General features: G+C 45.5%; 13 protein-coding genes and 4 tRNA genes. 9 read left to right on the forward strand and 8 right to left on the reverse strand.

What is annotated here, in order from left to right:
- Positions 1–7: 7 nt before the first annotated feature.
- Positions 8–1,816 carry a protein kinase domain-containing protein gene (locus L5M18_RS03170; protein WP_173496264.1) on the reverse strand — a complete coding sequence of 603 codons (1,809 nt, stop codon included), beginning with the start codon at positions 1,814–1,816 and terminating at the stop codon, positions 8–10.
- Positions 1,817–2,065: 249 nt separating this feature from the next.
- Between L5M18_RS03170 and L5M18_RS03175 the strand changes: the two genes are divergently transcribed.
- Positions 2,066–2,407 (forward strand): hypothetical protein, encoded by a 342-nt coding sequence (locus L5M18_RS03175; protein WP_105250285.1) that lies wholly within the window; start codon positions 2,066–2,068, stop codon positions 2,405–2,407.
- Between the two features lie 102 nt (positions 2,408–2,509).
- Entirely contained in the window at positions 2,510–3,166 is a 657-nt protein-coding gene (locus L5M18_RS03180; RefSeq protein WP_263167860.1) for a thiopurine S-methyltransferase, read from the forward strand.
- Between the two features lie 276 nt (positions 3,167–3,442).
- Here the strand turns inward: L5M18_RS03180 and L5M18_RS03185 are convergent, their stop codons facing one another.
- Positions 3,443–3,634 (reverse strand): bacterioferritin-associated ferredoxin, encoded by a 192-nt coding sequence (locus L5M18_RS03185; protein ID WP_076498521.1) that lies wholly within the window; start codon positions 3,632–3,634, stop codon positions 3,443–3,445.
- 262 nt (positions 3,635–3,896) lie between these two features.
- Here L5M18_RS03185 and L5M18_RS03190 point away from each other — a divergent pair, with 262 nt between their 5' ends.
- Entirely contained in the window at positions 3,897–5,471 is a 1,575-nt protein-coding gene (locus L5M18_RS03190) for a PAS domain-containing methyl-accepting chemotaxis protein (RefSeq protein WP_263195931.1), read from the forward strand.
- 86 nt (positions 5,472–5,557) lie between these two features.
- Here the strand turns inward: L5M18_RS03190 and L5M18_RS03195 are convergent, their stop codons facing one another.
- Positions 5,558–6,493, reverse strand: coding sequence for a D-2-hydroxyacid dehydrogenase (locus L5M18_RS03195; protein WP_263195932.1), 936 nt, complete (start codon positions 6,491–6,493; stop codon positions 5,558–5,560).
- Positions 6,494–6,585: 92 nt separating this feature from the next.
- On the opposite strand from L5M18_RS03195, the gene L5M18_RS03200 reads away from it, so the two are divergent.
- Complete coding sequence (locus L5M18_RS03200) at positions 6,586–6,921, forward strand: DUF3392 domain-containing protein (RefSeq protein WP_113939153.1); 336 nt, start codon at positions 6,586–6,588, stop codon at positions 6,919–6,921.
- Between the two features lie 20 nt (positions 6,922–6,941).
- Here the strand turns inward: L5M18_RS03200 and L5M18_RS03205 are convergent, their stop codons facing one another.
- The 5 genes from L5M18_RS03205 to rsgA all read right to left on the reverse strand — a co-directional run bounded on the left by L5M18_RS03205 (position 6,942) and on the right by rsgA (position 13,844).
- Complete coding sequence (locus L5M18_RS03205) at positions 6,942–7,664, reverse strand: glycerophosphodiester phosphodiesterase (protein ID WP_263195933.1); 723 nt, start codon at positions 7,662–7,664, stop codon at positions 6,942–6,944.
- 14 nt (positions 7,665–7,678) lie between these two features.
- Complete coding sequence (locus L5M18_RS03210) at positions 7,679–10,882, reverse strand: mechanosensitive ion channel domain-containing protein (protein ID WP_105253001.1); 3,204 nt, start codon at positions 10,880–10,882, stop codon at positions 7,679–7,681.
- 68 nt (positions 10,883–10,950) lie between these two features.
- Positions 10,951–11,832: a DMT family transporter gene (locus L5M18_RS03215; RefSeq protein ID WP_263195934.1), complete on the reverse strand. Its 882-nt coding sequence runs from the start codon at positions 11,830–11,832 to the stop codon at positions 10,951–10,953.
- A 6-nt stretch (positions 11,833–11,838) separates the two neighbouring features.
- Positions 11,839–12,717, reverse strand: coding sequence for an archaetidylserine decarboxylase (gene asd, locus L5M18_RS03220; RefSeq protein WP_028761759.1), 879 nt, complete (start codon positions 12,715–12,717; stop codon positions 11,839–11,841).
- A gap of 62 nt (positions 12,718–12,779) precedes the next feature.
- Positions 12,780–13,844, reverse strand: coding sequence for a small ribosomal subunit biogenesis GTPase RsgA (gene rsgA / locus L5M18_RS03225; protein ID WP_105250279.1), 1,065 nt, complete (start codon positions 13,842–13,844; stop codon positions 12,780–12,782).
- A 112-nt stretch (positions 13,845–13,956) separates the two neighbouring features.
- On the opposite strand from rsgA, the gene orn reads away from it, so the two are divergent.
- The 5 genes from orn (at position 13,957) to L5M18_RS03250 (ending at position 15,282) form a co-directional block, all read left to right on the forward strand.
- Positions 13,957–14,502: an oligoribonuclease gene (gene orn / locus L5M18_RS03230; protein WP_263195935.1), complete on the forward strand. Its 546-nt coding sequence runs from the start codon at positions 13,957–13,959 to the stop codon at positions 14,500–14,502.
- Between the two features lie 271 nt (positions 14,503–14,773).
- A tRNA-Gly gene (locus L5M18_RS03235) sits at positions 14,774–14,849 on the forward strand.
- 42 nt (positions 14,850–14,891) lie between these two features.
- Positions 14,892–14,967: transfer RNA gene (locus tag L5M18_RS03240), tRNA-Gly, on the forward strand.
- Positions 14,968–15,088: 121 nt separating this feature from the next.
- Positions 15,089–15,164, forward strand: a tRNA-Gly gene (locus L5M18_RS03245).
- Between the two features lie 42 nt (positions 15,165–15,206).
- A tRNA-Gly gene (locus L5M18_RS03250) sits at positions 15,207–15,282 on the forward strand.
- Positions 15,283–15,674 lie beyond the last annotated feature (392 nt).

A 15,674-nucleotide genomic window follows, 5' to 3' on the forward strand; every position in this document is an offset into this window, starting at 1 on the left:
GGCGCCATTAGGCGCCTATTTCTTTTGGATTTTTCGGATAAAAGTGATCGGCTTTACGCTCTAGATGAGTAAAGCGGCGGGTGTTTTTGTAGGGCAGTTTCATAAAGCCCGATACGCCGTGACCTTGGATTTTTCCGACATGATGCAAGATGCGATCGAGGCTCGCGCGAAACGCCGCTTGCTTACGCGGATTGAGCAGTTTCAAGTAACTGTGAATTTTTAAGTGATTCGGCAGCGCCTCAAAAATGATGCAGCCTGTGTGGTGAATTTGGTTGATGCGGGCTAATTCTTCCATGATTTCATGGGGTAATTCGAGGTTCTCATCGGGATCTTTACCGTCTTCAAAATAAGAATGTAAGCGCGACTTATCTTCTAAGGTGGGTACGTCACCGACTTCGAAGGGCAACTGCAGTGCGGCACTGGCGACAAAAGGCTCGCTGGTGTCAGCTCGTTCGATATGCAGTGTGTCTTTGGCGTTAAAGAAGCAGGCTTTAAACACCCCTATACGTTTAATTCCCCGTGCTAAGTCCACCATATTGTTGACCGCTATGATCAAGGCACTTTTTTGTTTTGCATCGTAAATAGCAAGATTGGAGTCGATAAACACGCCGGTTTCCTGCCAATGAATAGCCAGACCACCCACGATCGGATATTGCGCTAAACGACCCACTGCGGCGATAAAGCCTTTTTCGGTATCGCCCATGCCCGCGAGGAAGTTGCGGTAATATTTTTCGAGCTGAATATCATCCATCTTAGCGATGGGATCTTGGGCGTTGTGTTCCTTTAAAAAGGATTTGCGCGAACTGTAGCTGACGGTTTCAACATCTTTGTCGCGGGATTGTACCCAAACAGGAATTTCACCCTGTAAATCAGCTTTGGGCAGTTCAGGTAAATGTAATCTGTGGCTGTGGCGCATACTTTTTAAAAAGTAATCGCCAGCAATGTTGCGCTGCTGCGGATCAGTGCTTAGCATGCCTTCTAAGGTACGGGCTAATTCTATCGGTAAGCCAATGCTGGTGGGCGAGATCACCTGTGCACCGAAGCGGCTTGCTTGCCCAGAGGCGAGGGCATACAGAGTCGCGGCAACTCCTTGCTCGTCAAAGCGCGGGCTGGAGAGTGCTCCATTGAGTTGCTCTTCGCCGATAAAGTACACATCACCCATGCGGGCGTTGGTATGTTGTTGATCGCTCGACATTAACGCCATCACATTGTCTTCGACAGGCTTGTTATATTCATCCCGCTGCGCAAATACCGCTGAGCCCCAATCGATTAACGATAAGTGTTGTTGTTCAATATCGTAAACCAGATTAGAAGGTTTGATATCGCCGTGCACTAAAGGCTTGCCCGTGCGCAGGTAATACAAGATATCGGCGAGTTGGCGGGCGATGCTCATGACCATAGCGGTAGGTAAGGCGCCCATGCGGCGGCAAAGTTGGTCGAGATCTTCCCCTTTTGCCCGTTCCATCACGAGTATTCCCTGCTTACCTACTCGCTCAAATTTGATCGCCCCTGGCACATTAGGGTGCTTGAGTAAGGAGAGCATAAAGGCTTCTTCTTCGAGCCGATCTTGAATATGTTGCGGCAAATTAATCCGTGAAAACTTAAACACATGGGCATCGCCAGCTTGATTGATACCCGCAAACACGAAACCGTAGGCGCCTTTGCCGACCAATTCGATATCGGTATAACCTAATTTGCTCAGCTGTTGTTTACAGAGGCGGATCCACGCCTTGTGTTTACGGGCATCATTGGCTTTGAGCAAGTAAATGGATTGCTCTTCAGAAATATAAAAATGCTGCAGCTGAGGTGTTTGCAAATTGTGCTCCTTGTTTTGTTCATTTAACCAGTAAGCGGGGGAGATAATCAAATAGCGGGTGGCTTTATTTTAGTATTTTGAATGGCATTGATGTTCAGCGTCAGGCGCGGCTTACCTATACGATCATTTCGTCACTGACTTTGACTTACATCAAATTAAATCCTCGCGACTATAGGTAATCTTTGGGACATTAGATGGAATCAATTTTTGTTAATTAACCCACAGACAAAGTGCAGCTAAGGAGGGCGTATGCCCACCCAATATAAGGCCTTGTTGATCGAACTTTTGGAATATCCGCGTAAGCGTATTTTACAGTCAATGGAAGTGACCCATTGCCCGCATGCGGTATTTTTTAATGATAGAGACGAGCAATGTTTAACGTGTCATCAGGGCATGGAATGTATCTGGATGAACCAGAATGACGAGCTGGTGGCTGTGAACGAAAAATCGATTGCCGAGTTAAAACAGCAGTTGTTGATCGCCGTGGACTTTATCGACTCATCTTTAAGCCCACATCATTTATCACGCCGTCAATGCCAATGCGATAACTGTGTTTGGCTGCGTAAAGTGCAAGCCACGTTAGATCAGTAAGTTAGTCTTTACATTGCTGAGTTTGCCGAATGGCAGGAGGCTTTGCATCCACTTTAAAATGTCATTAGAGTAAGGACAACATTAGCGAATAGAGATAAACCCATGGAACCCGGTTTTTGGCATGAAAAGTGGCAGCAGCAACAGATAGGTTTTCATCAGCAAGACATCAATCCTTTCCTCGTTAAGTATTGGCAGCAGCTTGCATTACCCGCAGATACTAAGGTTTTTGTGCCCTTATGTGGAAAGTCGCTAGACATGTGTTTCCTCGCAGAACAGGGGCATCAGGTCATAGGTTGTGAGTTAAATGAATTGGCAGTGCAGCAATTTTTTAGCGATAACCAACTCGAGATGACGCAAACTGCCGTGGGTGAACACCAGCATTATCAAACTGAACAGATCAGCTTGTATCAAGGCGATATTTTCACCCTACCTAAGACTATCACCCAAGCGGTGACGGCTTTTTACGATCGCGCGGCTTTGATCGCATGGCCAGAAAGTATGCGTGCACAATATGCCAAGCAGTTAGCGAGCTTATTACCTAGCGGCAGTGTCGGTTTATTAGTGACTTTAGATTATCCGCAAGAATCCCTTATCGGCCCGCCTTTTGCTGTATCCCCTACTTGGGTAGATCAGCATCTGAGTGAGGATTTTGATATTGAAGTATTAGCGTCGCAAGATGTGTTGGCCGACAATCCACGTTTTATTAAGAAAGCAGTGCCTTGGCTTAATGAAGCGGCTTATTTGTTGAAACGTAAGTAGGCTTGACTCGGAAGTTGGATCTGTAACCCCATTGAATTATTCGCGGCTTTCGAGCTTGGAGTTCAGTGGGGCTTGTCATTAAAACATCATATCTAAAGTCTAAACTGGCAAGATTATTTAAGACGAAGTGGCGGATAGAAGGCTTTGTTGTCGCGGGACTTTTTTGGATTGAGTTTGCTTGAGCTGGATTAAGTTTGCTTGAGTCAGCGTGTATTTAACTTGTCTGAAGTTTGTTGGTGAGTGAGTTACCCTTTACCACGCTATTCGTGATGAATTCTATGCGACTTCGTAATAATTAGGCTCAAGCTCTAGTTGATTCTGAATGATCTGCACTGCCATTCTGGCGCATTTACCACATTGATCGGCAACACCTAAGCGCTTTTTTACGTCAGCAAGCGAGCTATCGCCCTGGCTTACTGCATTTTTAATTTGCGTATCAGTGATCGCATGGCAAAGACAAACGTACATATATTAGTCTCCAATCGAATTGCGCTAATTCTAAATGAAAACGCTTATCAAATGCAATCATGTTTTTTTGGGTGATTTTCATACTTTAATGCTTTTGTTACATGGCGCACGTTTTATCGTCTATGCTAGGTGTGTTTTAGCACTAAAAAGCTAGGCAGTTTTAGAAGTAGGTTTAGGAATACAGAGTCAGGGTGATGATGCCTCACGGATGGATAACTCATGGATGAATAACGAAGAATTAATCAAAGATCCATAAGGTTTCATGAGAACTAATCTACCAGTTACACAGCGAGAATATGATTATCCAGCGGATTGGATTTTATTGTCGACTACGGATACTCAAAGTCATATCACTTACGCCAATCAATCTTTCTGTACCGTTGCCGGTTACGACCTCGATGCCATGCTAGGCAAGCCTCACAACATGGTGCGTCATCCAGATATGCCTCCGCAAGCGTTTGAAGATCTGTGGCGATGTATCAAAAAAGGCGAGCCTTGGAAAGGGATAGTGAAAAACCGCTGCGCCAATGGCGATCACTATTGGGTCGATGCCTATGTCTCACCGATTTCAGTTAATGGCAAAGTCGTCGAGTTTCAATCTGTACGCACTAAACCCACACGCGATCAGGTTAAGCGTGCAGAAATAGCCTATGCGGAGTTGAACAAAAAGGGCAGCGTCAGTGCGTTAAAACGTACCTTGGATATGCCAGTTAAATTGCTGTTACTCGCATTGGTTGCCATGCTACCTATGCTTTACCTTGCTCTGCAAATTGGCTTAATGGGCTTTATTGCCCTAGCGATAAGTGTCCTAGTATTGCTGGTGGGCGGTAATCTGGTGCTGAATCGCTATTACGCGATAGTGGCTAAGGCAAAGCATATCTACGATAATCCGCTGATGGCTCATATCTATAGTGGTAACTGTGACGATCTTGGCGCGATTGATTTAGCACTGCAAATGCAGAATTCAGAGCTTAAGTCGATTCTTGGGCGTGCATCGGATTCCTGTTATAACGTGTCAGAACAGGCCAAAATATCTGCCGCTAAGGGCAAACAAATCCAGAGTACCAGTCAGGCTCAACTATCTGAAATAGAACAAGTTGCTACAGCTATGCAGGAAATGACCGCCACATTAGGCGATATGTCCTCCAATTGTGCCGATGCGGCGAGTGCCACGCAAATGGCATCCGCTGAAACCATCAATGGTGATAAAACGGTGTCGAGTACTATTCGCTCGATTCAAGCTATGGCGGAGCAACTGCAACAAACGTCAAAGGTCATTACTGAGTTAGAAGCCCACAGTAAAGATATTGGCACAGTGCTCGATGTGATTCAGAGTATTGCGGGTCAGACGAATTTGCTGGCATTGAATGCGGCAATTGAAGCGGCTCGAGCGGGTGAGCAAGGTCGTGGCTTCGCTGTCGTTGCCGATGAAGTACGGGCGCTGGCACAGCGTACTCACGATGCCACCAAAGAAATCCACAGTATGATTAATCTGTTGCAGCAGGGGACGAATAAAGCTGTTATCAGTATGCAGCAAGGAGTGGTTGCCGCTTCTGAATGTATTTCAACGGCGGATTTAGCAGGTACGGCATTACGTACGATTCGTGAGGCCATTTCGACTATTACCGATATGACGCACCATATTGCCAGCGCGGTTGAAGAGCAATCGAGTGTGGCAAATGAGATGAATCGCAGCGTGGTGAATGTGTCACAATTTACCCATTCTAGCCATCAACTCGGCAGTGAAATGGTCGGCTTGAATGACGAAGTGACTCGCGAGATGGATTCTCACTCGGTATTAGTCGAGCAATTCTTAAAGCGCAGCTTTAGGATTTAACTGACTAAAATTTAAGATAAAAAAGGCAATAGTCTGACTATTGCCTTTTCTTTTACTGATTTCTAACTCAATTTCTTATCTTTGATCTAATAACCTTTACTAAAGTCGACTCGATTCTGCAGTGGCTCACCCATGATGTAGCGGCGATAGTTTTGGCTAAAGATATCGACGATTTGTGCAGGATGGCTTGGCGCCGAAATATGCGGCGTGATCACGACATTTTCCCGTTCCCAAATAGGATGGCTATTGGGCAAAGGTTCCTGAGCAAATACATCGAGGATCGCTTGCTGACTAGGATTAGCGATAAGTTGGATATTGAGTGCATCGAGATCGAGTGCATCACCGCGGCCAACATTAAACAGCACTGCATCAGTTTTTAACATGGCTAACATGTCAGCATTGAGAAGATTGTACGTTGCAGGAGTGCTTGGCAGTAGATTTGCAACCACATCGGCCTGTGTCAACACTTGGCCTAAATTGGCCATCGCTTCTATGGCATCAAAACCTTCAACGGTATTACCACTTCGATTGATCCCTGTGACATGCATGCCAAAGTGCTTTGCCGTCTTCGCGAGATGCTGGGCAATTGAGCCTGTACCGAGTAAGAGTAATCGCATTCCCTGTAGGCTTGAATGGCGCTGCTGGGGTTGAATCAGCCACTGTTTTTGTCCTTGTTGCTGGCGATAAAAATGATGGTCGCGGATATGCGCGAGTAAATAGCTGAATAAATACTCGCTCATCAGCGGGCCGAAAATGCCTTTAATATTGGTGAGTTGATAGTCTTTTCTGCCCCTTGGGCTTATCAGGGCATCTATGCCAGCAAAGCTTGATTGTAGCCATTGCAGATTTTTAGCATGGGGCAATAGGGGGGCGGCGAGTTTCGGTTCGGCTAACCAAATATCTGCATCAATTATGCCCGCTGGATTATCATCGAGTATCTCTAAATCAGGGAGTTTCTGCGCCTCAATCAAATCGCGGTACTGTTGATTTGCCTTTGTTAGCAAGAGTAACTTGTGCCCCATGGCGTCTCCCTTTATGCTTGGTTATTGTTATTTTTCAATACGCTGTCGCGGCCACTCAGATGGATTGCGCTGCATCTTTTTAGGTTAAGTCTATGTTTGATCAATTAGTCGCCATTATTGCCCAGTTAGGTAATATGCTTCGCCCTTGGGCTTTCGATATTGCTACCGCTATGGTGGTGTGTCTTATTTTGGTTTTTTCAGCGGATGTAAATCGTATCTTAAGGCGTCATTTGTTGGGGCATTCTTTTGTGCTGCGGACATTTGTTTTTATTATTGTGAATGCCTTTGGCTATGGCCTATTGATCGTGAAAGCCACGCCTTGGGTGGCAAGACACATAGTGGCTATGCCATCCCATTGGATGTTTCTGTTAATTGTGGCCATGTTTATTTTTATCGGTTATTGGGCTCAGCGAAATAGCCAAGCTTAATATCGTTATTATTTTTGCCGTTACTCAAAGTAGCCAGAGTAATTGGCCATTGCCTTTTGAGTTAAGGCTTGCATGGCGCGATCGGGGTAATTGCTGAACACGCCATCGACACCTATCTGCTTAAGCGCATGAATATCATCAATATGATCGACAGTATAAACATAAACCTTGGCACCTCGGTTATGGGCGTCGTCTACTAGCGCTTGGCTGATAAAACTCACATCTAAATGCAATGAATAGGCATTCAGTTCGCTTACCACGGCAGCCCCTTCGAGTGGAATACTGGCAAGCAGTGGTGCGACTAACGCATCCGGCAACACCTGTTTAAGTTCATGCAGATAGGGGTGATTAAAGGAAGAGATCAGTAACTGCTCCTTCGTAAACCCAAGCTGACTCATAGCCTTTGGGTATAAGTCGATTAACGGCGTGACGGTATTAATGCCTTTTAACTCTATATTGACTATGCAGCGCCCCGCAATCAGCTCAAGTACTTGCCATAGCGTCGGAATGGATTCACCTTTCACATTGATGCTTGCTAGATAGTCCGTGCTCACTAAGTGAATGACGCCCGTGCCCGAGCTTTTATTATCGAGCCTTCGGTCGTGGAACACGACTAACTCACCTTCGACATTATGCACATCGAGCTCGACGGCCTGAGCCCCTAATTCTAACGCCTTAGCCATGGCGGCTAAGGTATTTTCGGCCTGATAACCGCTGGCGCCGCGGTGAGCAAAAATAAGCATGTTCTGCGATCCTATTAGCTTCTAATAATGCCTTGTTGCTCGCGATTTTGACCATTCTTAATATGGATTTCCATCTGCGGGTAGGCGAGTTCGAGATTGTTTTCTTTGAGTTTTTTAGTCACTCGTTTATGTAAATCATGGCGCAGTGGCCAGCGTGCCGACATATCTTTCGCATAGGCGCGCACTTCATAATCTTGGGTATGTTTACCAAAGCCGGCAAACCAGACTTCAGGTTCTGGGCTGGCAAGTGCATCTTCACACTCTTGCACCGCTTGATACAGGGTCGCTTCAACTTTGGCTGGGTCTGAATCCCGCGCCACCGACACATAAACAATGACCCGAGTAATAGGATCTGACAAGGACCAGTTGATCAGTTGCTCTGTGATAAAGGCCTTGTTCGGGATGATAATTTCCTTTCTATCCCAATCAATAATGGTGGTCGCCCTAATTTGGATTTTACTGACTGTCCCTGTTAAGTCACGAATTGTCACTGTGTCGCCAATCCGCACGGGTTTCTCAAACAAAATGATCAGACCCGAAATAAAGTTGGCGAAAATTTCTTGTAAACCAAAACCTAAACCGAGCGACAGTGCGGCAATCAGCCATTGCAACTTAGACCATTCCATCCCGAGATTAGAGAAGCCGATTAATAGTCCGAGGAAAACCACCAGATAACGACTGACGGTTGTGATCGCAAAACCCGTTCCGGGCGAGAGATCAAGCCTTTGCAGGATCATTAGCTCAAGTAGGCCGGGTAAATTGGTGGCAATCATTAACGAGAAACCCACCACTATCAGCCCAAACATCAGTGATTTCATGGTAATGGGCAATTGTTGCTCTAAGCCATTCACACTGGTATTGGTCGTCCACAGTGTAATGCCATCGAGGAAAGAAAACAGCGCCGTATGGGTTTGAGTCCACAGACCAATCAAACTGGCTAAAAAGGCCAATAATAAGAGTGAACGCACTAGGCCAAGGGATTGGCTCGAAATGGTTTCGAGATCGACCACGGGTTCTTCGTAGGTATCGAGCCCATCGACGGAAGGGTGATGTGTTTCGCCTTTTTCCCTTTGTGCTAAGCGCTCTGCACGTTTTGCCTTCGCGCGATCGAAGGCGATACGGCGGCGTTCGATTAACATCCATCGTTTGATCAATTGGTATAAGAGCAAGAAACCCAGACCCAGCACGATCGATAATTGCAGTTGTAACAGCATTTGGAAAGCGGTGAAGTAGTAACCCCTAAAGGCTAACACTGCGCTTAAAAGCGGCACAGAAATCAGCAAGGTCCAGAGCATTTTTTGAATGAGTTTTTTGTTTTTACCGTCTTTCTTGGCATCTGAGTTTTTACGGCTGAGGATTAAAATATCTTTGTATAACAAGAATAAAACGATACAGAAAATAATGAATGCGCCGCGGCCTATGCTATTACGCACCAGTGATGTGTCGAGCACTTCGGTAAAGCCCATCAGACCCAATAATGGGCTAGCAATCAGCACAAAGTGTCTGAGCCGTGATTGTCCCGCTTGGATGAGTTTTGAGGGGCGTTTGAAATGGCCCACGAGTACGCCTTTGTCGAGCGTCAGAATAAAGATAAAGCGATATAAGAGATACACTAAACCAATCGCCAGTATGCCCATACCCACTGCTTGCACAAAATTGCGATCGGAATGATAGAAAATCAATCCCGCCATGATCACTGGGAAAGGTTTTATCAACGCATAGCTGATACTGCAGGCGAGCGCTTTGAGAGTGTAAATGAATTTATCTTGGGTCACATTGCCCACATAAGTGGTGTAATGATTTAGCAAGCGATTGAATTTAGGAGTGATCAAGTCTTGTACGACTAAACACAGTACCAGCAATATGATCCACCAAGACCAATAATCGTTTTGTTCATCCCAGGCTTTTCCCAGTTCATCCCACTGTGCTTGTTGCACAAGCCAAACCGTGCTGCGCTCAAGATCCGTAAGCCATAACTTACTGATACTTGCAGCGTTAGGCACCCAGAATAAATGTTCGTTAAGGGTATTTTTGAGGGTGAGATTCTGTTGACTCAGTTGTTGGTAATTGACCTTCAGCTTGCCTAATTCACTTAAGTATTGGTCATAGCTTTGCATCAACTGCGAGATCAAACTCTGTTGCGAGTGTAAGAGCTTAATCTGCTGCTCATTGTATAAGCCGGGTTGTTCTAATTCTTGCTCATTGAGGGCTTGTTGCTGCTCTAAATGGTATCTGTCTAAGCGCGCATCGGCGATCAGCGTTTGCAGTTTTTCGTGATTCGGTGGTTTAGGCAGTGATTGCAACATCTGCAAAAAGCGCTCACCAAAGGCGGAGTTCATTTTGACCCAAGTGATCTGCTCTTGGATGTTTGCCAGTTGTTTAGCTTGGGATTGATATTGGGTTTCTGCCTGTTCCTGCTGTTCGACCACATTATTGATCTGCAAAGTTAACGTTTGCAGCTTTTGGCCGTAAATCTGGTTAGTGTCGGCAATATTACGGGTGATAGGATCGATGACTTTTTCGGTATTAACTAAGTTTTTGGCTAGGGTGGCATCCGTTTGTTGCTGACGTTGTTTATTGATTGCCTTATTGATGGTTTCGATCAAGGCTTCTTGCTGCACCAGTTGTTGGCGGACTAGCTGTAATTGTAATTGCGTCAGTTCAATGCGTTTTTGGCTGCTGGCAAGTTCTGCTTCATCGGTGGCAAGGCTTTGTTCAAAGAAGAGTCGTTGAGTTTGCTGTAACTCTCCCGTAGGGGTATCTAGCGGGGCGAGTTCTGCTTTTTTGTTTTGGGCGACTGTTTGCCTCGCGCTGGCGATAACGGTAGGTAAGTCATTGTGACGTAGTAATAAATCGTTAACTTGTCGGCCAAGGGTGGATTCGCTTTCTTTAAGTTCAGACAAGCGAATATAGGCCATGGAAGCCTGCTGGCTGAGGTCAGTACCTTTTTCTAGTGATAAAGGCTTATAGGCGTCTTTCAGCGCTTGGTTAGTGCGCTTCTTATGTTGCTCAAAATCAATCTGCGCTTGTTGGAAACTGGCTGCGTTGGCGGCGAGTTTTTCTATGTTAATTTTTAGTTCGTTAATTTGTTCATCAATGCTGAGATTTTGTTGCTGATCTTGCTTGTTCATGCCAAGACGTTTGTCCAACTGCAAAGGCGAATTGGCAAGTGCGGAAAATGTGAAAAAAGCAATAATGAACAATAAAATACGTGGCATATAGGCTAAAGACATTTAGGGGCGAAAGACGCTCCATATTAGCCAAATTGCGTTGAGATTGGTATGTTTCAGGCGTTCTTTTTTCGCCGCTGTGATTGGTGCGATTGATGGGTTTCGAAGATGGCGGTCGCGACTATGATAGTGCCACCAATTAGGGTGTTGAGATTGAGCTCTTCACCTAAAATGATCAGCGCTAACATGGCACCATAAAAGGGCTGTAAGCAAGAGACTAGCCCAACCGTTTTGGCGCTGAGTTGCCTCAGTGCGGAAGTAAATAGCGCATGTGGCGCTGCGGTAAAGACGACGCCGAGTAAAATAATTAATCCCCACACTTCTAATGAGATGCTGTTCAGTTCCGTTTGGTGCCACGGCATTAGGAACACGACGGCGACCAAGGTTTGGTAGAACATAGCATGTGGGCCGCTGTACTGGGAAAAGTAGCGTTTGTGCAATAAGTTACGGGCAGTGAACAAGATGGCGGACACTATGCCGATGGCAATGCCCAGCGTAGTGTCGTTACCTAAATTGGCTTCAGGGATCAGTAATATCACCCCTATCAGCACTAACACGCCGCTGATCATATCGTGTAATTTTATCTTATTACCTGTCAGCAACGGCTCGGTAATCACTGTCATCACCGGATAGGTGAAAAACGCAATCATGCCAATGGCGACCGACGATAATTGCATGGCCGCAAAATAAGTCACCCAATGCAGGCTGACGATAACCCCAAGCCCGATTGCGACTAGATAATCTTGTTTGCTTGCCAGCGTTAAACGTTTGCGGCTGAATTTGACTAGCAAACCTAACACAGTGGCTGCGACGATACAGCGTAGAAAGGTGATGTCGAGGGCACTGAGCGGGATTAATTTAGAAAACAAAGCTGTGCCGCCAAATAGCAGCACAGCCAGATGCAATTCAATTAATCCCGAAGGTTTAGCAGAACTCAAGAAAGCTTAATCCGCTTGCTTAACGTCTTTCAGGTTAGCGAAGGCTTGTCCCATACGAGTCACTGCTTCGGCTTCGACACCTTCAGCAAAGGTCGCGATAGCATCTTTAGCAAACAACATCACTACAGTACTGCCTAACTTGAAGCGACCCATTTCCTCACCTTTGTCTAAGGTGATGGCATCTGGGCCTTGGGTTGGATATTCCCAAGTGAAGACTTGCTTACCTGTCGGCGGCGTGACTGTGCCAGCCCATACAGTTTCAATACTGGCAACAATCGTTGCGCCAACCAATACCATGGCCAATGGACCTAATTCGGTTTCAAAAATCGCCACAACGCGTTCGTTACGGGCAAATAGACCGGGTACGTGTCTCGCCGTTAACGGATTCACCGAAAACAGTTCGCCAGGTACATAGGTCATTTTTGATAACGTGCCTTTAATCGGCATGTGGATACGGTGATAGTCTTTAGGCGCCAGATAGATAGTCGCAAAATCACCGCCTTCGAAGCGTTTAGCATCTTCGGCTTGATCGCCAAGCAGGGTTAACGATGAATAGTGATGACCCTTAGCTTGGAAGATGCGACCGTTTTTGATTGGGCCTAACTGACTTACCGCACCATCGACGGGATGCACCATGATATCGGCGTCCATATCTAACGGACGAATACCGGGTTTGAGGGCGCGGGTAAAAAAAGCATTAAAGCTTTTATAGGCTTCAGGCTCACTCTGCGCCGCTTCGCTCATATCAATTTTATATTGCTTGATAAACCACTTGATGGCGGCCGTGGTTAAGGCGCCAGCTTCGGCTGCAGCGAGTTTACCCACTAAACGAGATAACAAGTGTTTTGGCAGCATGTACTGCAGCGCTATTTTGACTTTATCCAATTTCAATTCCTTTTCTTACTGCTCAATCTTTGCTGAGACTGTTGTTATTTATCAATAAGTCGTTATTCATCAGTGGCCGCACGGAAATGGCGGGCATGACGTTGTTCATCTAAGCTGGCGATAATTTTATGGTAATTATTAAAGCGATCTGCGCTGATCTTACCTTGGCTCAGGGCTTCTTGCAGTGCACAGCCGGGATCGTCACCGTGTTTACAATCGCGGAATTTACATGCGCCAAGATACTCGCGAAACTCGATAAAGCACCAGCCGACACGTTGTGCAGGAAGATGCCATAGGGCGAATTCGCGCACGCCCGGAGAGTCGATTAAATCGCCGCCACTAGGCAAGTGCAACAGTTTGGCTGTGGTGGTGGTGTGTTGGCCTAAACCTGAGTTATCGGAAACATCGCCGATAATAAGCTCTGCATCGGGTAGTAATGCATTGATGATCGATGACTTACCCACACCAGATTGGCCAGCAAACACGCTGACTTTATCTTTGAGTATGCCTTTGATGGTATCGATACCATCACCGAGCTTGCTGCTAACCTTATAAACCGGATAGCCAATGTCTTTGTAGCGCTGTAGCGCTTCATCGATTGCCTGCGCTTCATCGGGATTGAGCAAGTCAATTTTATTCAAAATGATGATAGGCGGAATATCGGTATCTTCGGCAGCCACTAAATAACGGTCGATGATCTGGGTGGTAAAGCTGGGTAATACCGAGGAGACAATCAAAATCTGGTCGATATTCGAGGCGATGATTTTCACGCCATCGTATAAATCTGGGCGTGTAAGTGATGAGCGACGTGGATGAACGGCTTCAACAATACCTGCGATGCCGCTATTGGCTTGGCTCTCAATGGCTAAGCGTACGATCACTTTATCGCCAGTCACTAAACTTGTGACGGCACGGCGAATATTACAGCGCACAATTTGGCCGCTTTCAGTTTCTATGTCGGCATGTTGGCCAAAACGTGAAATCACAGTACCGGGCTGTTCTTGCCCCAATGAACTATCCTGTAACTCTGGCGTATTTTTATCGCCACTATCACGATTGAGTCGCTTCTCGTGATTAGCGCGCATACGGCGTAATTGACCTTGGCTTAGGGGTTTCTTTTTACTCACTGATTCGTCTTCGTCAATTAGGTGATTTTTTGTGTTGGAAAAAAGCAGTATGATACACGCTCTTGAATAAAAAAGCCTGAATTTAGGCTAACTGACACGATAAGGCTGATTTATGACGGCAGATGTAAATAATCTCATTTGGATCGATTTGGAAATGACAGGGTTAGAGCCCGACGTCGACAGGATCATTGAAATTGCCACTTTAGTGACAGATCAAGAACTCAATATTATCGGTCAAGGTCCGGTTATCGCGATTCATCAGTCAGATGATGTGCTGGCCGCTATGGATGATTGGAATCAAAAGCACCATGGTGAGTCAGGGTTGATTGACCGCGTTCGTGTTAGCCAAGAAACCGAAGCGCAAGCCGTGGCTAAGACGATTGCCTTCTTAGAACAGTATGTTCCTAAGGGCGCCTCTCCAATGTGTGGTAACAGCATTGGTCAAGATAGACGCTTTTTAAATCGTTATATGCGCGAGCTGGAAGATTATTTCCACTACCGCAATGTGGATGTCAGTACGATTAAAGAGCTAGTGAAGCGTTGGAGCCCAGAAACCATGGATGGCTTTAAGAAGCAAAATACTCACCAAGCCCTGCAGGATATCCAAGAGTCGATCGCTGAATTGCAGTATTATCGCAGCAAAGTATTTAAAATTTGACCGATCAGTAGATAAATATGCAAGAAGGGGTTGCAGCCGCATGAATTTTTCATATAATGCGGCCTCAACTTTTTGATGCGAACAGAGATGTGCGGTCATTTAGATTGAATGCGACATTAGCTCAGTTGATAAAGGTTGATAGACGATACCTTTGTTAATGTTGAAGGCAAATGTAGCAGCGATGCAAAAAGCGACATTAGCTCAGTTGATAAAAGTTGATAGACGATACCTTTATTAATGTTGAAGGCAAATGTAGCAGCGATGCAAAAAAGCGACATTAGCTCAGTTGGTAGAGCGATACCTTGCCAAGGTATAGGTCATCGGTTCGAACCCGATATGTCGCTCCAAATTAAAATTTAGTGATTTGCCAAGTCATTAATACAGATTATGCGACATTAGCTCAGTTGGTAGAGCGATACCTTGCCAAGGTATAGGTCATCGGTTCGAACCCGATATGTCGCTCCAAATTAAAACTTAGTGATTTACAAAATCATTAATACAGATTATGCGACATTAGCTCAGTTGATAAAGGTTGATAGACGATACCTTTTTGAATGTTGAAGGCTGATGTGACAGCGATAATTATGCGACATTAGCTCAGTTGGTAGAGCGATACCTTGCCAAGGTATAGGTCATCGGTTCGAACCCGATATGTCGCTCCAAATTAAAACTTAGTGATTTACCAAATCATTAATACAGATTATGCGACATTAGCTCAGTTGGTAGAGCGATACCTTGCCAAGGTATAGGTCATCGGTTCGAACCCGATATGTCGCTCCAATTTCCTAAATATTCCACTATCAGATTACTCAATTGACATTAGATCAGTTGTGGACTTGATATGGCGATACCTTCTTTTTTACCAAGGTATAGGTCATCGGTTCGAACCGCTCTTGATCAAAATCATGCCGCTCCAATTCCCTAAATCTTCCATTATCACATTACTCAATTGACATTAGATCAGTTGCGGACTTGATATGGCGATACCTTCTTTTTTGCCAAGGTATAGGTCATAGATTCGAACCGCTCTTGATAAAAATCATGTCGCTCCAATTTCAATAAATCCCTCCAAAATTATTTTATCCAACATCATTTCAATCGTGTTGCTCATATTGCTATCACTTATAATGCTTAGCCGTTGACTAAGGCATTGATCATTGCTCGAACCTCTC

It is taken from the genome of Shewanella sp. SM20, from assembly GCF_025654545.1.
GTDB lineage: Bacteria > Pseudomonadota > Gammaproteobacteria > Enterobacterales > Shewanellaceae > Shewanella > Shewanella oncorhynchi.